Here is a 23,878-nt window from a genome sequence, read left to right as displayed (position 1 = left end):
AGTTATGTAAAAGTTATTCAAGAAGCCATTTATTTGTTCAAGAAGCTATGCGCTAGTTCAAAATGCGGTAAGTTAGATAGGTATTCACAGAGGTTATATGACGTATAATGCGGCCCTCTGTGGAATAACCCTTGTATATAGAGGTGAATGGAATGGGTGGTATAAGTATTTGGCAGTTATTAATCATTGCCGTGATTGTTGTTTTGCTGTTTGGTACTAACAAACTGCGGACATTAGGGTCAGATCTAGGTGCGTCCATCAAAGGTTTTAAAAAAGCGATAGGTGATGAACCAAAAGACGCTCCAACCGATGCTGATAAGACCAGCAATGATGCTGATTTCGCAAAATCGATTGCTGAAAAGCAGCAACAGCCGGTAGTCAAAGCTGAAGAGCCTACTAAGAGTCACGACAAAGAGCAGGGATAAGCTGTGTTCGACATCGGGTTTAGTGAACTGCTACTGATACTTGTTATTGGTCTGGTCGTGCTTGGGCCAGAACGGCTGCCGGTTGCTGTAAGAACAGTCGCCGGCTGGATTCGGACATTGCGCTCACTCGCGGCAACAGTGCAAAACGAATTGGCACAAGAACTTAAGTTGCAAGAGTTGCAAGACAGTCTGAAAAAAGCAGAACAGGCTGGTTTGCAGAACCTGACACCTGAGCTGAAAGCCTCAATGGATGAACTCAAAGAGGCTGCGGAGGCGCTGAAGCGTTCTTATCATTCTGATATTACTTCGGAAGCGCCACATACGATCCATAATCCGTTGGTAACCGAGCCAGAAGCAATTCATGATGGCGTTACCCCTGCTGAATCGGCGACGCAAGCTGAAGCTTCACCTCAGGCACCGAGCACTAATGAGGTGGGCACCTCGACTGTGGTTGAAACTGCCCTTGATAACGTCGAAAAACCCATTGTTCAGGTTAAAGCATTCTCTGAGTCTATCCCTTCAGTAGAGAGGGAGGCTGTGCCAGTTACAAACCCCCCTGTAACCAAGGCGAACGCAGCCACAATTGACTCCCATAGCACAGATTCAATCAGTGCTGACCAACCTCGAACTCACCAACCTGACGGCGATCGGTAAACATGGCTGTTGATGATACCCAACCCCTTATCACTCATTTGATAGAACTGCGTAAGCGGCTATTGAATTGTATTATCACTATTTTAGTGGTTTTTTTAGCATTGGTTTTTTTTGCCAATGATATCTATCACTTGGTTTCAGCACCGTTGATCAAACAACTGCCTGTTGGCTCCAGTATGATCGCAACTGATGTTGCATCCCCGTTCTTTACCCCGATTAAATTGACCATGATGGTCTCGGTGTTTGTTTCTGCACCGATGATCCTCTATCAGGTTTGGGCATTTATAGCCCCTGCGCTGTATAAACATGAGCGCCGCCTGATGGTTCCACTGCTGATATCCAGCAGTTTCTTGTTTTATCTGGGTATGGCATTTGCCTATTTTATCGTTTTCCCGTTAGCTTTTGGTTTTTTTGCCAAAACAGCGCCGGAAAGCGTATTGATTGCGACGGATATCACCAAATACCTTGATTTTGTTATGGCGCTATTTATGGCGTTTGGTATTTCTTTCGAAGTCCCGATCGCCATCATTCTTCTATGCTGGGCTGGGGTAACAACACCTGAAGCATTGAAGAAAAAACGTCCTTATGTATTTGTCGGTGCTTTTGTCGTGGGCATGCTCCTTACGCCACCTGATGTGCTGTCACAGACATTATTGGCCATTCCAATGTATCTGTTATTTGAACTGGGTGTGTTCTTTGCTCGTTTTTATACTGGCAAACAACGGCGCGCAGATATTGAGGAAGAGGATGAAGACAGCGATAACCATCCGAAAGCCCCTTAAATCTCTGTTTTGATGTTTAGCCGCCCTCTGGGGCGGCTTCTGTTTTGGAACGTACATGTTTGATATTGGTGTGAATTTAACCAGCGCGCAATTTACCAAAGATTGTCCTCAGGTTATCGCTCGCGCAAAAGAAGCCGGGGTTAGCGGGATGCTGATTACTGGTACTGATGCCGAAGAGAGTCAAGCCGCACTTGAGCTTGCCACAGCCAACGCGGGTTACTGCTGGTCAACCGCAGGGGTTCATCCTCATCATGCGAGTAGCTGGCAAATAGCGGTAGAGCAGCAAATCAGAACATTGGCGGCAGATACCTCGGTAGTCGCCATCGGTGAGTGTGGGCTAGATTTTAACCGCAACTTCTCTACACCAGCAGAGCAAGAAATCGCATTTACTGCACAGCTTGCACTGGCAGCAGAGCTTTCTTTGCCTGTTTTCTTACATTGTCGTGAAGCTCACGAACGTTTTATCACTCTGCTTTCGCCTTGGTTAGATAAAATCCCCGCTGCTGTGGTGCATTGTTTTACGGGCACTGCTGATGAGCTAGATTCTTGCCTGGCGTTGGGTCTATCTATTGGTATCACCGGTTGGGTTTGTGATGAACGCCGAGGCCTTGAGCTAAGATCACTACTGCCGCGCATTCCCGTTCAACAATTGTTGCTGGAAACTGATGCCCCTTATTTATTGCCAAGGGATATACATCCAAAACCTGCATCTCGTCGCAATGAACCTTGCTTTCTGCCTCATATCGTCCAGCAGGTTGCTGTCTGGCGACAAGAAGACCCTAAATGGCTGGGACAGAAAACTGATGAAAACGCCCGCCGGATTTTCCGGTTGGTTTGAGTTAGGAGAACAATATGAGCTATGCATTCCCGGGCACCTTTCCTGGTCGCCGTATGCGCCGTGTGCGCCGTCATGATTTCAGTCGCCGACTGGTTGCTGAAAATCAGCTGACAGTCAATGACCTGATCTATCCGGTGTTCGTCATGGAAGGAAATAACCAGCAGCAAGCGGTTTCATCCATGCCCGGAGTCTCGCGCATGACGATTGACCTGTTGGTAAAAGAAGCTGAGGCCATTGCCAAGCTTGGTGTTCCGGTCATCTCGTTGTTCCCTGTTATTGAGTCAGGCCTTAAATCATTACATGCGGAAGAAGCCTATAACCCAAATGGCTTGGTACAACGAACTGTACGTGCTTTAAAAGATGCGGTGCCTGAGTTAGGTATTCTTACCGATGTCGCACTCGACCCTTACACAACCCACGGGCAAGATGGCGTCATTGATGCTGACGGGTATGTCATTAACGACATCACCAAAGAGATTTTAGTGCGTCAGGCATTGTCACATGCAGAAGCCGGAGCCGAGATTGTTGCTCCGAGCGATATGATGGATGGCCGCATTGGGGCTATTCGCGATCAGTTAGAACTGCAAGGGTTGGTAAATACGCAAATCATGGCGTACTCAGCGAAATATGCCTCTTGCTACTATGGCCCATTCCGCGATGCTATTGGCTCTAGCAGCAATTTAAAAGGCGGAAACAAGAAAACCTATCAAATGGACCCAGCCAACAGTGATGAAGCTTTGCAAGAGATAGCCCAGGACTTGCAGGAAGGCGCTGATATGGTCATGGTCAAGCCAGGAATGCCATATCTGGATGTGGTGCGTCGGGTGAAAGATACCTTTGGGGTTCCAACTTTTGCGTATCAGGTTTCGGGTGAATATGCGATGCACATGGCAGCCATTCAAAATGGCTGGCTGCAAGAAAAACCGACGGTAATGGAGTCACTATTATGCTTTAAACGTGCGGGTGCGGATGGGGTATTAACCTATTTTGCTAAGCAAGTTGCTCAATGGCTTCATGACGATCAAATGCAGCGCTAACTCTTTGCATATAAACTATAAGGTAGGTACGGATGTACCTACCTCGATTTATTTCTATACTGGGATATTATTGTTTTTCGAACTTATTGTTTTTCGAACTGACGATTATCCAAGCTTTGCAGCACTTGGCTATTGAGCATATTCAGCAACAACATTGAACGAGCCTCACCATCTGGCTCGGTATAAATCGCCTGTAGCCCAGAAAAAATACCCTCGGTAATTGTCACCACATCACCAGGTACAGGGACTTCTGGCGCAATGATTCTATCTGCAGTGTGAGATTGCATCTCAGCGATAACCAGTGCTGGAATCACCGCGGGTTGCACACCAAATCGGACAAAGTGGCTTACACCTCGAGTGGCACTTATCGTGGTGGTATGAATATGTTCCGGATCAAACTCCACGAACAGATAATTAGGAAATAACGCTTCTGTCGTTTCAGCCCGTTTTCCGCGCACTATCTTCTCGATAGTCACTATCGGCGTCCAGCAGTTCACTTTTTGCCGCTCTAGATGCTCTTTAGCGCGTAAAAGCTGGCCACGTTTACAATATAATAAATGCCAATATTTCATAATTTCACATGCCTTTAGGTACTACTTGGCAGCATAACAAAAGTGGCGATATATAAACAGTGAGGATAAATGGGCATTTAGAGCCTATTGATTGTTATACAAAGATTTAGCCTATTTCCCACTGATGAAATGATATTTGGATTAATAGTTGTTAATAGCAGAGAGCAGCATGATATCTTTTCGAGTGAGCCCGTATCCATTTTTAACAAAAAGACAGCAACTGCTATAAAGACAGCCTATAATGGCGCATCACATAGCCGCCGAAATGATCAGCATGAAATACCGTGACTTACGTGACTTCCTCTCGTTGCTGGAACAGAGGGGTGAACTTAAACGTATTAGCCAGCCTATTGATCCCTATCTGGAAATGACAGAAATTGCCGACCGCACCTTGCGTGCTGGCGGGCCTGCATTACTTTTTGAAAATCCTAAGGGTTACAGCATGCCAGTGCTGTGTAACTTGTTTGGCACCGCCAAGCGGGTAGCCATGGGGATGGGACAAGAGGATGTCAGCGCATTGCGCGATGTTGGTAAGCTGTTGGCTTTCTTGAAAGAACCCGATCCTCCGAAGGGATTTCGCGATCTATTCGATAAACTGCCGAAATTTAAGCAGGTATTGAATATGCCGACGAAATGCTTAAGTTCCGCTCCTTGCCAGGAACAAGTCTGGGAAGGGGACGATGTCGACTTGAGCCGAATCCCAGTCATGCATTGCTGGCCGGAGGATGCTGCGCCCTTGGTTTCTTGGGGGCTGACGGTCACTCGTGGCCCACATAAAGAGCGCCAAAACCTGGGTATCTATCGCCAGCAAGTTTTGGGCAAAAACAAATTAATCATGCGCTGGTTATCCCATCGTGGTGGCGCGCTAGATTATCAAGAGTGGTGTGAAGCTCATCCCGGTGAACGTTTCCCGGTGGCTGTGGCGCTTGGTGCTGATCCAGCAACCATCTTGGCGGCGGTAACGCCAGTGCCCGACACACTGTCTGAATATGCTTTTGCCGGCTTACTGCGTGGGCACAAAACAGAAGTTGTGAAGTGTCTTTCCAATGACCTTGAAGTGCCTGCCAGTGCAGAAATTGTATTGGAAGGATATATTGAGCAGGGCGATATGGCTCCGGAAGGCCCTTATGGTGACCATACCGGTTATTACAACGAGATTGACAGCTTCCCTGTCTTTACCGTTACTCATATTACCCAGCGCAAAGATGCAATTTACCATTCCACTTATACTGGCCGTCCTCCGGATGAACCGGCAGTGATGGGAGTTGCACTGAATGAAGTGTTTGTCCCTATTTTGCAAAAGCAGTTCCCAGAGATTGTTGATTTCTATCTGCCACCAGAAGGCTGTTCATACCGTCTGGCGGTAGTGACAATAAAGAAACAGTATGCAGGCCATGCTAAACGCGTGATGATGGGCGTTTGGTCGTTTTTACGCCAGTTTATGTATACAAAATTTGTTATTGTTTGCGATGATGATATTAATGCGCGTGATTGGAATGATGTTATTTGGGCGATTACCACCCGGATGGACCCATCCCGCGATACGGTGTTAATTGAAAACACGCCAATTGATTATTTGGATTTCGCCTCACCGGTTTCCGGTTTGGGATCGAAAATGGGGCTGGATGCCACCAACAAATGGCCAGCTGAGACTTCGCGTGAATGGGGGCGTCCAATTAAAATGGATGAAGAAGTCCGCGCCCGTGTTGATGCTATTTGGGATGAACTCGCCATTTTCAGTGACAAAGAGACGAAACGCTAACCGGCGTCGTTCTTGTCCTTGGTTTTGCATTTGATGACCCGACAGAGGGAAGGCATGACAACTTTAAGCTGTAAAGTAACCTCCGTAGAGGCCATTACCGATACGGTGTACCGGGTGCAATTGGTGCCTGCATCTGCATTTTCTTTCCGTGCTGGGCAGTATTTGATGGTAGTAATGGACGAGCGTGATAAGCGCCCATTCTCTATGGCATCCACGCCATTGCAGCAAGATTTTATTGAGCTGCATATTGGAGCTTCGGAACTGAATCTGTATGCCATGGCCGTGATGGACAGAATTCTGAAAGAGAAAACACTGGATGTGGATATCCCTCATGGTGAGGCATGGTTCCGTGAGGGCAGTCACCGTCCATTGCTTCTTATTGCTGGCGGCACTGGTTTTTCCTATGCGCGCTCAATTTTGTTAGCGGCGTTAGCGGAACGGCCTGATCGTGAAGTCTCTATCTATTGGGGAGGCCGCGAAGCCGTGCATTTATACGATCTAAACGAGCTAGAAGCGCTGTCGGTTAAATATCCACAATTGAAAGTTATCCCGGTGGTCGAGCAACCTGAAGAGGGCTGGCGTGGCCGTACCGGAACAGTGCTGAGTGCGGTATTGCAAGACTACGGCTCTCTCGCTGAGCAGGATATCTATATCGCCGGTCGTTTTGAAATGGCGAAAATTGCCCGTGAGCGTTTTTGTGCTGAGCGTAGCGCGCAGGAAGCGCATATCTATGGTGATGCTTTTGCCTTTATCTGAGTGAATGATTTTATTCAGAATAAAAAAGCCCGCCCCTGACAGGCGGGAAAACGGCAACTAAACACCAGGTACAGCGGTTATCAGGGCCTGTATTCAGGCCCTTAATGTTTTTTAGATAAGATATTCAGAGATTAGACGCGTTCAAAGACGGTCGCGATGCCTTGGCCCAAGCCGATGCACATGGTTGCCAGACCAAACTGCACGTCACGGCGTTCCATCAGATTGAGCAATGTGGTAGAGATTCGTGCCCCTGAGCAACCTAATGGATGGCCTAATGCAATGGCCCCGCCATTCAGGTTTACCTTATCATCCATGCTTTCCAGCAAACCCAAACCTTTCAGACAAGCCAGTGATTGCGCGGCAAAAGCCTCATTTAATTCAAATAAACCAATATCTTCCAGTTTTAACCCAGCACGTTTTAATGCTAGTTGACTGGCGGGTACTGGGCCATATCCCATAATCGAAGGGTCACAACCGACGACCGCCATTGAGCGAATACGGGCGCGCGGTGTTAAACCTAATGATTTTGCACGAGATTCACTCATGATAAGCATGGCTGAAGCACCATCAGAAAGTGCCGACGATGTTCCGGCCGTCACGGTGCCGTTCACGGGATCAAAGGCTGGGCGCAGAGCTGCCAGACCGGCTAGATTGGTTTCAGGGCGAATAACTTCATCGAAATCAAAGCGTGTTAAGATGCCGTCAGCGTCATGTCCATTGGTCGCGACTATCTCATTGGCAAAATGGCCCGCTTGCGTCGCCGCATAGGCACGTTGATGAGAACGAACAGCAAACTCATCTTGTGATTGGCGGCTGATATTGTGGATTTTTGCTAACATTTCAGCGGTTAACCCCATCATGCCCGCCGCTTTAGCCACAGTACGGCCCATGCCCGGATGGAAATCGACACCGTGATTCATTGGCACATGGCCCATATGTTCCACGCCACCAATCAAGCTAACTTGTGCATCACCCACCATAATAGCTCGGGCGCCATCATGCAGAGCCTGCATAGATGAACCACATAGGCGGTTCACTGTCACTGCGGGAACGCTATGCGAGATTTCAGCCAACAAAGAGGCATTGCGGGCGATATTAAAGCCCTGCTCTAGCGTTTGTTGCACGCAGCCCCAATAAATATCATCGATTTCGGCAGCATTCAGCCCAGGATTGCGGCTTAAAACTTCCCGCATTAAGTGAGCCGAGAGATCTTCTGCTCGAACCTGACGGAATGCGCCGCCTTTAGAGCGGCCCATCGGCGTGCGGACGGCATCAATAATGACTACATTTTCCATGTTTTCAGACCTCATGCCGGTTGACTGGTAGAAACATCAAGCAGCGCTGCTGCCACAGGATAATAACTTTCGTTATGTTCAGCTTTGGCTCTCAGCCCTGCCGGGACGTGATACAGCGCGCCAAGGTGAGCATAACGTTGCGCCATCTCGACATAATTTGCACTGCCGATAGTATCAAGGTAACGGAAGACACCGCCGTGGAATGGAGGGAAGCCCAGACCATAAACTAATGCCATGTCACCCTCAGCCGGGCTGGCAATAATGCCTTCTTCCAGACACCGCACAACTTCATTGATCATCGGTATCATGGTGCGCGCGATAATATCTGCGTCACTAAATTTCTGAGCCGGTTGGCTGACTTGTGCCAGTAACGCATCAACTTGCTCGTCATTTTCTTTACGTGGCTTGCCTTTGGCATCTTGGGTATAACGGTAGAAACCTTGGCCATTTTTCTGACCAAAACGTTGATTATCAAACATCACGTCAACTGCATCGCGATAATCTTTATTCATGCGGTCTGGGAAGCCAACTGCCATCACAGCTTGTGCATGATGCGCAGTATCAATACCCACCACATCTAGCAGATAAGCCGGGCCCATTGGCCAGCCAAACTGTTTTTCCATCACTTTATCAATTTGACGGAAATCGCCACCGTCTCTGACCAACATGCCAAAGCCAGCCAGATACGGGAATAAGACGCGGTTAACGAAGAAACCTGGGCAATCATTCACCACAATTGGGGTTTTGCCCATTTGTGTGGCATATGCCACAACGGCGGCAATAGTTTTATCTGAGGTTTTCGCGCCACGAATAATTTCAACCAGCGGCATACGATGAACGGGGTTAAAGAAGTGCATGCCGCAGAAGTTTTCAGGGCGTTTCAGTGATTTTGCTAATTGATCGATTGGAATGGTCGATGTATTAGAGGCTAAAACCGTTTCTTCACCAATCAGCGCTTCAACCTCAGCCAAAACAGCGGCTTTCACTTTTGGATTTTCCACCACGGCTTCTACGATAACTTGCGCACGTTCAATTCCGGCATAATCTAGTGTTGGCTGGATGGTTGCCAAAATATTCGCCATTTTCAGGCCATCGACTTTACCGCGCTCCAGCTGTTTATTGAGCAGCTTGGCGGCTTCATTCATGCCAAGGGTCAACGATTTGTCATTAATATCTTTCATAATGACTGGCACGCCTTTCAGCGCCGATTGATAGGCAATCCCACCGCCCATAATCCCAGCACCCAATACGGCAGCTTGTTTTGGTGCACTGACACCTTTGGACAGTTTTTTGGCCTGACCTTTAACATATTGGTCATTAAGGAAAATACCGACCAGCGCTCGAGCTTCATTAGAACCGGCCAATGGCACAAAGCTATTGGTTTCCAGTTTCAATGCCTCGGTTCGGCCAAACTTCGCTGCAGCTTCGATAGTTTTGACCGCGGTCAATGGTGCTGGATAGTGTTTACCCGCGACTTGCATGACCATGCCTTTGGCAATGGTAAAGCACATGGCGGCTTCAGTTGGGTTGAGCTTCAATGGCTCTAATTTCGGACGGCGTGCAGCTTGCCAATCGAGCTTTCCGTCAATCGCCTGTTTCAGCATGATTAAAGCGGCATCAGTCAGCTTTTCAGGGGCAACAACGGCATCAACCAGCCCAACTTTTAGGGCATCTTTGGCAATAATATCTTTACCAGCCGCAATGATTTCCAATGCACTGTCAGCACCTAGTAAGCGCGGCAAACGCACGGAACCGCCAAAGCCCGGCATGATACCAAGTTTGGTTTCCGGCAGACCGATACGGGTTTCTGGCGATGCAACACGGAAATCAGTAGCAAGAATACATTCACAGCCACCACCCAATGCGTAACCATTGATGGCAGAAATAGTCGGGACCGGTAAGTCTTCCAAACGATTGAAGATATCGTTGGCGAAGACCAGCCATTGGTGCAGCTTTTCGGGTGGCGCATTAAACAGAGACAGAAACTCGGTGATATCGGCACCGACAATAAAGGCCGCCTTGGCGGAACGCAGCAGTAACCCTTTAAGTTCGCTTTGTTTTTCCAGCACAGCCAGGGCTTCACCCAGATTGGCTACAGTTTTGGTATCCAGTTTATTAACTGAACCCGGTGCATCAAACACCAACTCGGCGATGCCGTTTTCCAGCCAGTGAAGCTGCAGTGTTTCGCTTTGGTAGAGCATATCTATCTCCTGAATAAGCGCATGTGATCTGGTATGACCAGATATTCAGGAAGTGTGGATATTTTGTTAATGAAATGCAAACGAGAGATTGATTTTTTGCAGTGAAGATCACAGTCAATTAGAAGGGTTAATTGATTTTTATCATGTTTATTCGTGGAGTTTGAGCGGTTAAATAATCAATTTATTGCGGGTTGTAACGCATTTTTCAGACAGATAAGCGGTCGCCGGAACATGGCTTTGGCGACTATGATAAGATGAAAAAATTAAGTTCTAATAGCAAAGGGTACTGTGATGGAAACGCTGGCTTCTTTATATAACGAACATTTGTCCACCCTACAACAGCGCACCCGCGATGTGCTGGAGCGTCATCAGCTAGACGCTTTACTGATTCACTCCGGTGAATTACAACGCATTTTCCTTGATGATCGTGATTATCCCTTTAAAGTTAACGCCCAATTCAAAGCTTGGGTGCCAGTGACGCAAGTCCCAAACTGCTGGTTATGGGTTGATGGGGTCAATACGCCGAAGTTATGGTTTTACTCCCCAGTTGACTATTGGCACAGTGTGGAGCCATTGCCAGACAGTTTCTGGACAAAATCGATCGATATCCAACCATTAGCTAATGCAGATGATATTGCGCAGCAATTACCTGTGCAGCGGGATCGCGTAGCCTATATTGGATATGCGCAGCACCGCGCTCAGGCTCTGGGTTTCAGCGCCGAAAACATCAATCCGCAGCCGGTGTTAGATTATCTGCATTTCTACCGTTCTTATAAAACGGACTATGAGCTGGCATGTATGCGCGAAGCGCAAAAAATGGCGGTCACCGGGCATCGGGCCGCTCATGAAGCATTCCAATCAGGAATGAGCGAGTTTGATATTAATCTGGCATATCTGATGGCCACAGGCCACCGTGATACTGATGTACCTTACGATAATATTGTTGCGCTGAACGAACACTCAGCTGTGCTTCACTACACCACCTTACAGCATCAGCCACCGGCAGAAATACGCAGCTTCTTGATGGATGCAGGTGCTGAATATAATGGCTATGCTGCGGACCTGACGCGGACTTATGCCACTGATAGTGATAGCGATTTTGCAGCGCTGATCCAAGATTTGAATGATGAGCAGCTTGCACTGATCAAAACCATCAAAAGTGGTGAGCGCTATACCGATTATCACGTCCAGATGCATCAGCGCATTGCCAAGTTACTGCGCTCTCATAATCTGGTCACTGGGATCAGTGAAGATGCCATGGTCGAACAAGGAATTACTTGCCCATTCTTACCTCACGGGCTAGGCCATCCTCTTGGGTTGCAAGTGCATGATACTGCTGGTTTTATGCAGGATGATACCGGTACTCACCTGAGCGCGCCAGCCAAGTATCCTTATCTGCGTTGCACACGAATTCTGCAACCTCGCATGGTGCTCACCATCGAGCCGGGCCTCTACTTTATCGAATCTCTGCTGGCCCCATGGCGCTCAGGGGAATTTAGTCAGCACTTCAATTGGGATCGTATTGATGCGCTGAAGCCTTTTGGTGGTATTCGTATAGAAGATAATATCGTTATTCACGATAATCGGGTTGAGAACATGACACGTGACCTGAAGCTGGCCTGATGCAGCCTTATCTGATACCTGCGGCTCCGGTGACTATCAGCGAAGAGATCAAAAAAAGTCGTTTTATCACCCTACTGGCACATACCTGTGGGGTGAATGAAGCGAAGGATTTTATTCAGCAGGTTAAGCAACAACATCCTACAGCCCGGCATCATTGCTGGGCTTTTGTTGCCGGTACACCAACAGATTCACAGCAATTAGGCTTTTCCGATGATGGTGAACCCTCGGGTACTGCGGGCAAACCTATTCTGGCTCAGCTTATGGGCAGTCATATTGGTGAAATTACTGCTGTGGTTGTGCGTTACTATGGCGGTATAAAGCTGGGGACTGGCGGGCTGGTCAGGGCGTACGGCAGTGGTGTTCAGCAAGCGTTAAAACAGATTGAAGTAAAATATAAAGTCCCGCAGGTAGAATATACTTTGCAGTGTGACTATGCGCAGCTTGCGATGGTAGAAACACTATTACAGCAGGTTGAAGGCCAGATTTTACAGAGTGAATATGCACAACTCGTGACACTTCATCTCTCATTGCCAGCAACTCAAGCCAGTCAGGTCGGGGATAAATTGCGTGATCTCAGTCGTGGTACGTTGCAATTGACGCCCATTTCGCAATAATCCCCATCCAAGTGAATTGCTAAGGAACGTGCCGGAATGCATTTTCGTGCCATAACCCGTATTGTTGGCCTGCTGGTCATCTTATTCTCCGGGACAATGTTTATTCCCGGGCTAGTGGCCTTGATCTATCGTGATGGTGCCGGCCGTGCCTTCAGCGAAACCTTTTTTGTTGCTCTGGCGATCGGTCTTTTGCTTTGGCTACCAAACCGAAAACAGAAGCATGAGTTGAAGCCTCGCGAGGGTTTTCTCATTGTCGTGCTGTTCTGGACGGTGCTGGGTAGTGTCGGGGCATTACCTTTCTTATTCTCTGAGCGGCCAAACCTCTCCTTAACTGATGCATTTTTTGAATCATTCTCCGGTTTGACCACCACTGGGGCGACCACGCTAGTGGGATTGGATTCACTGCCTAAAGCTATTTTATTCTATCGGCAAATGCTGCAATGGCTTGGTGGTATGGGGATCATTGTGCTGGCTGTGGCAATCTTACCTATTCTGGGGGTCGGGGGGATGCAGCTCTATCGAGCAGAAATGCCCGGCCCGTTGAAAGACAATAAGATGCGGCCCCGAATTGCTGAAACCGCTAAAACGCTGTGGCTTATCTATGTATTACTGACGATTGCCTGTGCGCTTTCCCTGTGGGGCGCGGGCATGTCGGTGTTTGATGCTATCTCTCACAGCTTTTCTACTATAGCTATTGGCGGCTTCTCGACCCATGACGCCAGTATCGGTTACTTCAACAGCCCAACGATTAACACCATTATTGGTATTTTCTTACTGATCTCCGGGTGTAACTTTGGTCTGCACTTTGCGGTGCTCAGTGGCCGCAGTTTGAAAGTGTATTGGCGTGACCCCGAATTCCGTATGTTTATCTTCGTACAATTGACCTTGGTTATCGTGTGCACCCTAGTGCTCTGGCAACATAATGTGTACAAGTCGGGCATGGAAACGCTAAACCAGGCGTTTTTCCAAGTGGTATCAATGGCGACCACGGCGGGCTTCACCACTGACAGTATTTCTAAGTGGCCTTTGTTCTTGCCAATACTCTTATTATGCTCTGCATTTATTGGGGGATGTGCGGGGTCGACCGGTGGTGGCCTGAAAGTTATCCGTATCCTGTTGCTCTATCTGCAAGGTTCGCGTGAGTTAAAACGTTTGGTTCATCCGAATGCAGTTTATACCATTAAGCTCGGGCGGCGGGCGTTGCCGGAAAGGATATTGGAGGCTGTCTGGGGGTTCTTCTCCGCCTATGCTTTGGTTTTCATCATTAGTATGTTGGCGATTATCGCGACGGGTGTTGATGAGTTCTCTGCTTTTGCGGCAGTCACCGCAACGTTGAACAATCTTGGGCCAGGCCTGGGGGTTGTTGCTGATAACTTTACCTCTATGAACCCAGCGGCGAAATGGATACTGGTGATAACCATGTTATTTGGTCGACTAGAAGTCTTCACCTTGCTGGTTCTTTTCACCCCAACATTCTGGCGTGAGTAATTCTGCATAAGGAACATTGCTATGAAAGTACTGATACTTTACTCCAGCCGAGATGGTCAAACGAAAACCATCGCTTCTTATATAGCTAAGGAGTTATCAGTGGCTGCCACCTGTGAAATACGGGATTTGGCAGAAGTGGGGCAAATCGACCTGAGTCAATACCAGCAAGTGATGATTGGTGCCTCTGTGCGTTATGGGCATTTCAACCCGAGCTTGAGCAAATTCGTCAACAAACACGTCGAACAGCTAAATCAAATGCCGAGTGCATTCTTTGCAGTCAATCTGACCGCACGTAAGCCAGAAAAGCGCTCGCCACAAACTAATGCCTATGTCCGTAAGTTTTTGCTCAGCACACCTTGGCAACCTACATTGTGCACTGTATTCGCTGGAGCCCTGCGTTATCCCCGCTATCGTTGGATAGATCGGGTGATGATTCAACTTATTATGCGTATGACGGGCGGAGAAACTGATACCAGTAAAGAAGTTGAGTATACGGATTGGCAACAGGTAAGCAGTTTTGCTCAGGATTTCTCGGCATTGTCGTACAAAAAATAACAATAGTGGCGGTTATCACAGCAAATCGTTGAAATAAAACACGGTTGAAAAGTTTTTTCAAATTAGGGGTTGCAGGCTGTCAGGAACTCCCTATAATGCGCCTCCACTGACCGGGAACAACGAAACACACTTCGCCGGGTCAGGAAGAGAAAAGAATGATTTTGACTTCGAAAGAAACAAAAGAAAACCTTGACTCTTCAGCGGGAAAGCGTATTATCTGCCTCCCGCGTTACCGTAAGATTCGCCGAAAGGCAAACGGGTAACGAACGCTCTTTAACAATTTATCAGACAATCTGTGTGGGCACTCGCAAGACGATATCGAAGCCTGTTTCGGCAGGCAGAAGAAATATCAAAGTCTTGAAGAGTGACCAAAGCAGTACACATTTGAACTTCGGTTCGAATGCATATTTGCAGAAAGTAATCTTTGAGCATCGCTGCTTTTATTAGCAGCAAATCAAACAAATCTTAAATTGAAGAGTTTGATCATGGCTCAGATTGAACGCTGGCGGCAGGCCTAACACATGCAAGTCGAGCGGCAGCGGAAAGTAGCTTGCTACTTTGCCGGCGAGCGGCGGACGGGTGAGTAATGTCTGGGAAACTGCCTGATGGAGGGGGATAACTACTGGAAACGGTAGCTAATACCGCATGACCTCGCAAGAGCAAAGTGGGGGACCTTCGGGCCTCACGCCATCGGATGTGCCCAGATGGGATTAGCTAGTAGGTGGGGTAATGGCTCACCTAGGCGACGATCCCTAGCTGGTCTGAGAGGATGACCAGCCACACTGGAACTGAGACACGGTCCAGACTCCTACGGGAGGCAGCAGTGGGGAATATTGCACAATGGGCGCAAGCCTGATGCAGCCATGCCGCGTGTGTGAAGAAGGCCTTCGGGTTGTAAAGCACTTTCAGCGAGGAGGAAGGGGTTGAGTTTAATACGCTCAATCATTGACGTTACTCGCAGAAGAAGCACCGGCTAACTCCGTGCCAGCAGCCGCGGTAATACGGAGGGTGCAAGCGTTAATCGGAATTACTGGGCGTAAAGCGCACGCAGGCGGTTTGTTAAGTCAGATGTGAAATCCCCGCGCTTAACGTGGGAACTGCATTTGAAACTGGCAAGCTAGAGTCTTGTAGAGGGGGGTAGAATTCCAGGTGTAGCGGTGAAATGCGTAGAGATCTGGAGGAATACCGGTGGCGAAGGCGGCCCCCTGGACAAAGACTGACGCTCAGGTGCGAAAGCGTGGGGAGCAAACAGGATTAGATACCCTGGTAGTCCACGCTGTAAACGATGTCGACTTGGAGGTTGTGCCCTTGAGGCGTGGCTTCCGGAGCTAACGCGTTAAGTCGACCGCCTGGGGAGTACGGCCGCAAGGTTAAAACTCAAATGAATTGACGGGGGCCCGCACAAGCGGTGGAGCATGTGGTTTAATTCGATGCAACGCGAAGAACCTTACCTACTCTTGACATCCACAGAACTTAGCAGAGATGCTTAGGTGCCTTCGGGAACTGTGAGACAGGTGCTGCATGGCTGTCGTCAGCTCGTGTTGTGAAATGTTGGGTTAAGTCCCGCAACGAGCGCAACCCTTATCCTTTGTTGCCAGCACGTCATGGTGGGAACTCAAAGGAGACTGCCGGTGATAAACCGGAGGAAGGTGGGGATGACGTCAAGTCATCATGGCCCTTACGAGTAGGGCTACACACGTGCTACAATGGCAGATACAAAGTGAAGCGAACTCGCGAGAGCAAGCGGACCACATAAAGTCTGTCGTAGTCCGGATTGGAGTCTGCAACTCGACTCCATGAAGTCGGAATCGCTAGTAATCGTAGATCAGAATGCTACGGTGAATACGTTCCCGGGCCTTGTACACACCGCCCGTCACACCATGGGAGTGGGTTGCAAAAGAAGTAGGTAGCTTAACCTTCGGGAGGGCGCTTACCACTTTGTGATTCATGACTGGGGTGAAGTCGTAACAAGGTAACCGTAGGGGAACCTGCGGTTGGATCACCTCCTTACCTAACGATACGCATTGCGCAGTGTCCACACAGATTGTCTGATGAATGTAAACGAGCAAGAGCACCTGTTGATGAGGGTGATGATTGTGCGATAAAACCTCGGTATCGGGTTTTTACTGCATCAGTCGTTCGAATGTGTCACCACATTCTCACCTTTACACAAAAATACTGAATCAGTGATTCAGTAGCAATTTTTGTGTCCCCATCGTCTAGAGGCCTAGGACACTGCCCTTTCACGGCTGTAACAGGGGTTCGAATCCCCTTGGGGACGCCACTCCGATAATGTGTGAAAGACATTATCACCGGTTCTTAATGAACCACAAAGTATCTTAAAGATGACTTTAACAAGTCGTGTTTAAGATATTGCTCTTTAACAATCTGGAACAAGCTGAAAATTGAAACAATACAGCTGAAACTTATCTCTCCGTAGATGTACTGAGATAACGAGTAACCTGTATTAGAGTCTCTCAAATAATCACAACGCAAGTTGTCGAAAGACACCTTCGGGTTGTGAGGTTAAGCGACTAAGCGTACACGGTGGATGCCTAGGCAGTCAGAGGCGATGAAGGGCGTGCTAATCTGCGAAAAGCGTCGGTAAGCTGATATGAAGCGTTACAACCGACGATACCCGAATGGGGAAACCCAGTGCAATTCGTTGCACTATTGCATGGTGAATACATAGCCATGCAAGGCGAACCGGGGGAACTGAAACATCTAAGTACCCCGAGGAAAAGAAATCAACCGAGATTCCCCCAGTAGCGGCGAGCGAACGGGGAGGAGCCCAGAGTCTGAATCAGTTTGTGTGTTAGTGGAAGCGTCTGGAAAGTCGCACGGTACAGGGTGATAGTCCCGTACACAAAAATACACTTGCTGTGAACTCGATGAGTAGGGCGGGACACGTGACATCCTGTCTGAATATGGGGGGACCATCCTCCAAGGCTAAATACTCCTGACTGACCGATAGTGAACCAGTACCGTGAGGGAAAGGCGAAAAGAACCCCGGCGAGGGGAGTGAAATAGAACCTGAAACCGTGTACGTACAAGCAGTGGGAGCACCTTCGTGGTGTGACTGCGTACCTTTTGTATAATGGGTCAGCGACTTATATTTTGTAGCAAGGTTAACCGAATAGGGGAGCCGTAGGGAAACCGAGTCTTAACTGGGCGTCTAGTTGCAAGGTATAGACCCGAAACCCGGTGATCTAGCCATGGGCAGGTTGAAGGTTGGGTAACACTAACTGGAGGACCGAACCGACTAATGTTGAAAAATTAGCGGATGACTTGTGGCTGGGGGTGAAAGGCCAATCAAACCGGGAGATAGCTGGTTCTCCCCGAAAGCTATTTAGGTAGCGCCTCGTGAACTCATCTTCGGGGGTAGAGCACTGTTTCGGCTAGGGGGTCATCCCGACTTACCAAACCGATGCAAACTCCGAATACCGAAGAATGTTATCACGGGAGACACACGGCGGGTGCTAACGTCCGTCGTGAAGAGGGAAACAACCCAGACCGCCAGCTAAGGTCCCAAAGTCATGGTTAAGTGGGAAACGATGTGGGAAGGCATAGACAGCCAGGATGTTGGCTTAGAAGCAGCCATCATTTAAAGAAAGCGTAATAGCTCACTGGTCGAGTCGGCCTGCGCGGAAGATGTAACGGGGCTAAACCATGCACCGAAGCTGCGGCAGCGACACTTAGGTGTTGTTGGGTAGGGGAGCGTTCTGTAAGCCGTTGAAGGTGGACTGTGAGGTCTGCTGGAGGTATCAGAAGTGCGAATGCTGACATAAGTAACGATAATGCGGGTGAAAAGCCCGCACGCCGGAAGACCAAGGGTTCCTGTCCAACGTTAATCGGGGCAGGGTGAGTCGACCCCTAAGGCGAGGCTGAAAAGCGTAGTCGATGGGAAACAGGTTAATATTCCTGTACTCGGTGTTACTGCGAAGGGGGGACGGAGAAGGCTAGGCTAGCCGGGCGACGGTTGTCCCGGTTTAAGCATGTAGGCGGAGTGACCTGGTAAATCCGGTTGCTTATCAACGCTGAGGTGTGATGACGATGCACTACGGTGCAGAAGTAGTTGATGCCAAGCTTCCAGGAAAAGCCTCTAAGCATCAGGTAACATTGAATCGTACCCCAAACCGACACAGGTGGTCAGGTAGAGAATACTCAGGCGCTTGAGAGAACTCGGGTGAAGGAACTAGGCAAAATGGTGCCGTAACTTCGGGAGAAGGCACGCTGGCATTAGGTAAAGAGACTTGCTCTCGTAGCCGAAGCCAGTCGCAGATACCAGCTGGCTGCAACTGTTTAATAAAAACACAGCACTGTGCAAACACGAAAGTGGACGTATACGGTGTGACGCCTGCCCGGTGCTGGAAGGTTAATTGATGGGGTCAGCCGCAAGGCGAAGCTCTTGATCGAAGCCCCAGTAAACGGCGGCCGTAACTATAACGGTCCTAAGGTAGCGAAATTCCTTGTCGGGTAAGTTCCGACCTGCACGAATGGCGTAATGATGGCCAGGCTGTCTCCACCCGAGACTCAGTGAAATTGAACTCGCTGTGAAGATGCAGTGTACCCGCGGCAAGACGGAAAGACCCCGTGAACCTTTACTATAGCTTGACACTGAACATTGAGCCTTGATGTGTAGGATAGGTGGGAGGCATCGAAGCGTGGACGCCAGTCTGCGTGGAGCCAACCTTGAAATACCACCCTTTAATGTTTGATGTTCTAACTCGGCCCCGTAATCCGGGGTGAGGACAGTGTCTGGTGGGTAGTTTGACTGGGGCGGTCTCCTCCCAAAGAGTAACGGAGGAGCACGAAGGTTAGCTAATCACGGTCGGACATCGTGAGGTTAGTGCAAAGGCATAAGCTAGCTTGACTGCGAGAGTGACGGCTCGAGCAGGTACGAAAGTAGGTCTTAGTGATCCGGTGGTTCTGAATGGAAGGGCCATCGCTCAACGGATAAAAGGTACTCCGGGGATAACAGGCTGATACCGCCCAAGAGTTCATATCGACGGCGGTGTTTGGCACCTCGATGTCGGCTCATCACATCCTGGGGCTGAAGTAGGTCCCAAGGGTATGGCTGTTCGCCATTTAAAGTGGTACGCGAGCTGGGTTTAGAACGTCGTGAGACAGTTCGGTCCCTATCTGCCGTGGGCGTTGGAAGATTGAGAGGGGCTGCTCCTAGTACGAGAGGACCGGAGTGGACGAATCACTGGTGTTCGGGTTGTCATGCCAATGGCATTGCCCGGTAGCTAAATTCGGAAGAGATAACCGCTGAAAGCATCTAAGCGGGAAACTTGCCTCGAGATGAGTCTTCCCTGGGGCTTTAAGCCCCCTGAAGGAACGTTAAAGACTATGACGTTGATAGGCTGGGTGTGTAAGTGCAGCGATGCATTGAGCTAACCAGTACTAATGATCCGTGAGGCTTAACCTTACAACACCGAAGGTGTTTTGGTTATTTGAGAGTATATTTTAATTTTCAGCGACGTTTACAGATTGAATTGGCTGGCTGCATGAGGGTTATTGTGTGGCGGGTTGATTAAAACAGAATTTGCCTGGCGGCCATAGCGCGGTGGACCCACCTGAATCCATGCCGAACTCAGAAGTGAAACGCCGTAGCGCCGATGGTAGTGTGGGGTCTCCCCATGCGAGAGTAGGACACTGCCAGGCATCAAATAAACAAAAGAGGCTACCCTAACGGGTGGCCTTTTTTGTTTATCTCATTTGTGTGGTGTGCGGCTCGAGCATGCATGCGACAAACTGCGCAGGCAGTTTGAACAGCGCATGCACTGGCCCCAACGGGGTGAGACTCACCCAGAAATGAGGTGAATAGAGTAGGAAAAACCGCCGGTAACGATTTTTAACGTTGCTTGCAACGGCCCGAAGGGCGAATGGCAGGAAAGCCATTAATACACTGCCAGGCATCAAATCAAGCCGAGACCCCATGCCAAAAGCGTGGGGTTTTTGCTGTGTGGGATTTGGGATACAAGAGAAAGCCTTCTGCTGCGCAGAGGGCTTTTTTTATGCCTGCACTTAAAACAAAATACAATATGAGTATTATGATCGGTTAGACTAGCGCTAGAGCTAGCTAGAATGAGTATCCAATGCAATGTCGAGTCAAGGTTCCCCGCTAAAACATCTCAATACTTTCGCGTTATCAGCCTACGCGAGCAACGTTATCAGTGCCAATTCTACGGAAGAATTGATTAACGCATGGCGTGAGTCAGTCTCTAAGCAGCAGCCTGTGCTTTTGCTTGGCGAAGGTAGCAATGTACTGTTCATTGAGAATTACGCAGGAACAGTATTACTAAATCGTATCAAGGGCATCACTTTTACTGAAGACGATACCGCCTGGCATCTGCATGTCGGTGCCGGGGAGAATTGGCATGAACTGGTATGCTATTCGCTACAACACAATATGCCGGGGCTGGAAAACTTAGCTTTAATCCCTGGGTGTGTCGGCTCTGCGCCAATTCAGAACATTGGTGCTTATGGTGTTGAACTGCAAAAGGTATGTGAGTACGTTGATTTGCTTGATATGGAGGCGGGCACAGTGCTGCGCCTCTCGGCTCAAGATTGTCAGTTTGGTTATCGCGATAGCATATTTAAGCATCGCTATGGGAATGGATTTGCCATCGTCGCTGTGGGGATCAGATTAATAAAATCTTGGACTCCAACATTGGGTTATGGCGATTTAACTCGTATGGACCCATTGACGGCCACTGCAGAAGATATCTTCAACTCAGTCTGTGCAATGCGCCGGAGTAAATTACCTGACCCGACAGTAACGGGTAATGCGGGCAGTTTCTTTAAGAACCCGGTCGTAGATGCAAGTGTGGCTGAAGATATAGTGAAGCGTTACCCCAATGCACCTCATTATTTGCAACCTGATGGCTCAGTAAAACTGGCCGCCGGTTGGCTAATTGATCAATGTGCGCTTAAGGGATACCAAATTGGCGGTGCCGCAGTACATCAACAGCAAGCCTTAGTACTGATTAACCTCGCAGGAGCGACAGGGCAGGATGTTGTGGGCCTTGCTAGCTATATTCGCCAGCAGGTCGCAAACAAATTCGCTATCTGGTTGGAACCAGAGGTCCGCTTTATTGCCAGTAATGGTGAAGTTAATGCTGTGGAGCGTTTGTCGTGAAAGATATTAAAGTCCCCTTGCGGTTAATCGGCATACTGGCTGATGGCGCATTTCACTCAGGTGAACAACTGGGTGAAATGTTGGGCATGAGCCGTGCAGCGATTAACAAGCATATGCAAACTATCAGAGAGTGGGGATTAGATGTCTTTACGGTTCCTGGTAAGGGCTATAGTTTGCCAGCGCCGATCCAACTACTTGATGAACAAACGATATTACGTTATCTACCCGCAGGGCAGGTCGCTGTGTTACCGGTCGTTGACTCTACGAATCAGTACCTCCTTGATCGCATTACAGAGCTGAAATCTGGTGATGCTTGTGTTGCTGAATATCAACAAGCAGGACGGGGTCGACGCGGACGTCAATGGGTATCTCCTTTTGGCGCGAATCTTTATTTATCAATGTTCTGGCGTCTCGAGCAAGGCCCTGCGGCAGCCATGGGCCTGAGTTTGGTTGTGGGCATTGTCATGGCTGAAGTACTGCATAAGCTGGGTGCTGAGCAGGTTCGTGTTAAGTGGCCAAATGATCTGTATCTCAATGATAAAAAACTGGCCGGTATATTAGTTGAACTCACTGGGAAAACGGGTGATGCGGCTCAGTTAGTGATTGGCGCTGGTATCAACCTGACAATGCGTGAATCAACAACCAATGTTATCAGCCAGGATTGGATTAATTTGCAGGAAGCCGGTGTTATTATCGATCGTAATAAACTGACAGCTGAACTGTTATCGGAATTAAGATTAGCCGTGGTTAAGTTCGAGAATGAAGGGCTATCTGCCTTTATTTCTCGTTGGCGGGAAATGGATAATTATCTCGATCGTCCTGTGAAATTGATTATTGGAAACCAAGAAATATTTGGCATAGCTCGGGGTATAGACCAACAAGGGGCATTATTGTTAGAGCAAGACGGTAATGTAAAACCTTATATTGGTGGTGAGATATCCCTTCGCGGTATTTAATTGATAAGTTAAGCGGGCAGTTATTACTACCCGCTATTTATTATTTTCTCAATCGTACACTCTCAACGGCGTGGTTAGCACTCTTAGTCATTATCAGACTTGCTCGCTCACGAGTTGGTAATATATTTTGCTTTAAATTCAACCCATTAATCTCTTTCCATAACTGAGTTGCAATTTTGACTGCTTCTGTTTCAGGCAGTTTGGCATAGTTATGGAAGTAAGAATCTGGATTAGAGAATGCACCTTGTCGGAATTTAAGGAACCGATTGATATACCAGCTTTGCAGTAAATCTTCTGGTGCATCTACATATATAGAGAAGTCTACAAAGTCAGAAACAAATACATGGTGAGGATCATGGGGATAATCCATACCACTTTGTAATACATTCAACCCTTCCAGAATAAGGATATCAGGCTGCTTAATGACTTTATTTCCATCGGGCACAACGTCATAGATCAAATGTGAATAAACTGGCGCTGTAACCTGACTGGCACCTGATTTAACTTCCGAGACAAAATTCACCAAGCTATGCATGTCATAAGACTCAGGGAAGCCTTTTTTCTTCATCAACCCACGTTCATTTAATACTTTATTGGGATGAAGAAAACCATCTGTAGTAATCAGTTCTACGCTGCGGTGTTCTGGCCAACGGCTTAGTAATGCTTGCAGCAAACGTGCTGTGGTACTTTTACCTACAGCAACACTACCGGCAATACCGATAACATAAGGGATACGTTGGCCATCAGTCCCGAGGAATTGCTCCAGAACAGCCTGGCGGCGCAAATTAGAACTGATATAAAAATTAAGTAGACGTGAAAGTGGTAGATAAATCTGTGCCACTTCATCTAATGAAAGGTCTTCGTTAATCCCTTTGAGTTTAACGATTTCTTCTTCTGTTAGTGTCAATGGTACGGAGTCGCGCAGAGCTGCCCACTGAGTACGATCGAACTGTAGATAAGGCGTCGCTAAAGATTGATCTCTTTTTATCATAAGCCAAATTCTGCCTGTTAACGCAGGTTGGGAAAGGCGCTGGACGCCAACTCCAGATAAGAAACAAGCTGCATATTATAGGCAGCTTGCTTTTTGGCGTAGACATTTTTGTATTTAGTGAGTGATTTCTTTGATGTGTGTTGCTATTCCAATCAATTAAGAAGGGCGGTGGCGAGTGAGAAGCT

At 48.3% G+C, this 23,878-nt stretch carries 17 protein-coding genes, 1 tRNA gene and 3 rRNA genes; 17 read left to right on the top strand and 4 right to left on the bottom strand.

Annotated elements, in window-relative coordinates; all coding sequences use genetic code 11:
* Nucleotides 1–152: 152 nt before the first annotated feature.
* The 5 genes from tatA to hemB are packed head-to-tail and all read left to right on the top strand — an operon-like array spanning nucleotide 153 to nucleotide 3,736.
* Nucleotides 153–425, top strand: a complete 273-nt coding sequence (gene tatA / locus N0H69_RS20615) for a twin-arginine translocase TatA/TatE family subunit (protein ID WP_050109788.1) — start codon at nucleotides 153–155, stop codon at nucleotides 423–425.
* Nucleotides 426–428: 3 nt separating this feature from the next.
* Nucleotides 429–1,079, top strand: coding sequence for a Sec-independent protein translocase protein TatB (tatB, locus tag N0H69_RS20610; RefSeq protein WP_050147076.1), 651 nt, complete (start codon nucleotides 429–431; stop codon nucleotides 1,077–1,079).
* Nucleotides 1,080–1,081: 2 nt separating this feature from the next.
* On the top strand, nucleotides 1,082–1,861 hold the full coding sequence (gene tatC, locus N0H69_RS20605; RefSeq protein WP_050109791.1) for a Sec-independent protein translocase subunit TatC: 780 nt from the start codon (nucleotides 1,082–1,084) through the stop codon (nucleotides 1,859–1,861).
* A gap of 55 nt (nucleotides 1,862–1,916) precedes the next feature.
* Nucleotides 1,917–2,699: a 3'-5' ssDNA/RNA exonuclease TatD gene (tatD, locus tag N0H69_RS20600; protein ID WP_050147074.1), complete on the top strand. Its 783-nt coding sequence runs from the start codon at nucleotides 1,917–1,919 to the stop codon at nucleotides 2,697–2,699.
* A 14-nt stretch (nucleotides 2,700–2,713) separates the two neighbouring features.
* Nucleotides 2,714–3,736 (top strand): porphobilinogen synthase, encoded by a 1,023-nt coding sequence (hemB, locus tag N0H69_RS20595; RefSeq protein ID WP_050109794.1) that lies wholly within the window; start codon nucleotides 2,714–2,716, stop codon nucleotides 3,734–3,736.
* 83 nt (nucleotides 3,737–3,819) lie between these two features.
* Here the strand turns inward: hemB and rfaH are convergent, their stop codons facing one another.
* Nucleotides 3,820–4,308, bottom strand: coding sequence for a transcription/translation regulatory transformer protein RfaH (gene rfaH, locus N0H69_RS20590; protein ID WP_050109796.1), 489 nt, complete (start codon nucleotides 4,306–4,308; stop codon nucleotides 3,820–3,822).
* Between the two features lie 265 nt (nucleotides 4,309–4,573).
* Between rfaH and ubiD the strand changes: the two genes are divergently transcribed.
* Entirely contained in the window at nucleotides 4,574–6,070 is a 1,497-nt protein-coding gene (gene ubiD / locus N0H69_RS20585) for a 4-hydroxy-3-polyprenylbenzoate decarboxylase (RefSeq protein ID WP_050109813.1), read from the top strand.
* Nucleotides 6,071–6,124: 54 nt separating this feature from the next.
* Nucleotides 6,125–6,826, top strand: a complete 702-nt coding sequence (gene fre, locus N0H69_RS20580) for an NAD(P)H-flavin reductase (RefSeq protein WP_050109798.1) — start codon at nucleotides 6,125–6,127, stop codon at nucleotides 6,824–6,826.
* 131 nt (nucleotides 6,827–6,957) lie between these two features.
* Here fre and fadA read toward each other — a convergent pair whose 3' ends face one another.
* A complete protein-coding gene (fadA, locus tag N0H69_RS20575) occupies nucleotides 6,958–8,121 on the bottom strand; it encodes an acetyl-CoA C-acyltransferase FadA (protein ID WP_050152128.1) in 1,164 nt (387 codons plus the stop codon).
* Nucleotides 8,122–8,132: 11 nt separating this feature from the next.
* Complete coding sequence (fadB, locus tag N0H69_RS20570) at nucleotides 8,133–10,322, bottom strand: fatty acid oxidation complex subunit alpha FadB (protein WP_050152127.1); 2,190 nt, start codon at nucleotides 10,320–10,322, stop codon at nucleotides 8,133–8,135.
* Between the two features lie 291 nt (nucleotides 10,323–10,613).
* Here fadB and pepQ point away from each other — a divergent pair, with 291 nt between their 5' ends.
* The 10 genes from pepQ to birA all read left to right on the top strand — a co-directional run bounded on the left by pepQ (nucleotide 10,614) and on the right by birA (nucleotide 22,702).
* Nucleotides 10,614–11,945, top strand: a complete 1,332-nt coding sequence (gene pepQ, locus N0H69_RS20565; protein WP_050109803.1) for a Xaa-Pro dipeptidase — start codon at nucleotides 10,614–10,616, stop codon at nucleotides 11,943–11,945.
* Nucleotides 11,945–12,559, top strand: a complete 615-nt coding sequence (locus N0H69_RS20560) for an IMPACT family protein (RefSeq protein ID WP_050109806.1) — start codon at nucleotides 11,945–11,947, stop codon at nucleotides 12,557–12,559. The genes pepQ and N0H69_RS20560 overlap by 1 nt, the downstream gene beginning before the upstream one ends.
* A gap of 36 nt (nucleotides 12,560–12,595) precedes the next feature.
* Nucleotides 12,596–14,047, top strand: a complete 1,452-nt coding sequence (gene trkH / locus N0H69_RS20555) for a Trk system potassium transporter TrkH (protein WP_050109808.1) — start codon at nucleotides 12,596–12,598, stop codon at nucleotides 14,045–14,047.
* A gap of 21 nt (nucleotides 14,048–14,068) precedes the next feature.
* Nucleotides 14,069–14,602, top strand: a complete 534-nt coding sequence (gene hemG, locus N0H69_RS20550; protein WP_050109810.1) for a menaquinone-dependent protoporphyrinogen IX dehydrogenase — start codon at nucleotides 14,069–14,071, stop codon at nucleotides 14,600–14,602.
* A gap of 467 nt (nucleotides 14,603–15,069) precedes the next feature.
* A 16S ribosomal RNA gene (locus tag N0H69_RS20545) occupies nucleotides 15,070–16,612 on the top strand.
* 198 nt (nucleotides 16,613–16,810) lie between these two features.
* A tRNA-Glu gene (locus N0H69_RS20540) sits at nucleotides 16,811–16,886 on the top strand.
* Nucleotides 16,887–17,126: 240 nt separating this feature from the next.
* Nucleotides 17,127–20,033: ribosomal RNA gene (locus N0H69_RS20535) — 23S ribosomal RNA — on the top strand.
* Nucleotides 20,034–20,153: 120 nt separating this feature from the next.
* Nucleotides 20,154–20,269, top strand: a 5S ribosomal RNA gene (rrf, locus tag N0H69_RS20530).
* The 16S, 23S and 5S rRNA genes sit together here with 1 tRNA gene alongside, the layout of an rRNA operon.
* Before the next feature lie 439 nt (nucleotides 20,270–20,708).
* A complete protein-coding gene (gene murB, locus N0H69_RS20525; protein ID WP_050124091.1) occupies nucleotides 20,709–21,746 on the top strand; it encodes a UDP-N-acetylmuramate dehydrogenase in 1,038 nt (345 codons plus the stop codon).
* The gene (birA, locus tag N0H69_RS20520; protein WP_050152512.1) at nucleotides 21,743–22,702 is read left to right on the top strand and encodes a bifunctional biotin--[acetyl-CoA-carboxylase] ligase/biotin operon repressor BirA; all 960 of its coding nucleotides are present in this window, start codon (nucleotides 21,743–21,745) and stop codon (nucleotides 22,700–22,702) included. Before murB ends, birA begins: the two co-directional genes overlap by 4 nt.
* A gap of 40 nt (nucleotides 22,703–22,742) precedes the next feature.
* On the opposite strand, the gene coaA is transcribed toward birA, so the two are convergent.
* Nucleotides 22,743–23,693, bottom strand: a complete 951-nt coding sequence (coaA, locus tag N0H69_RS20515; RefSeq protein WP_004712399.1) for a type I pantothenate kinase — start codon at nucleotides 23,691–23,693, stop codon at nucleotides 22,743–22,745.
* Between the last annotated feature and the right edge of the window lie 185 nt (nucleotides 23,694–23,878).

Source organism: Yersinia alsatica (assembly GCF_025133195.1).
In the GTDB taxonomy this organism is placed as follows: Bacteria; Pseudomonadota; Gammaproteobacteria; order Enterobacterales; family Enterobacteriaceae; genus Yersinia; species Yersinia alsatica.
The sequence above is the reverse complement of the archived record's forward strand: the minus strand, read 5'-3'. Positions and strand labels throughout refer to the sequence as shown.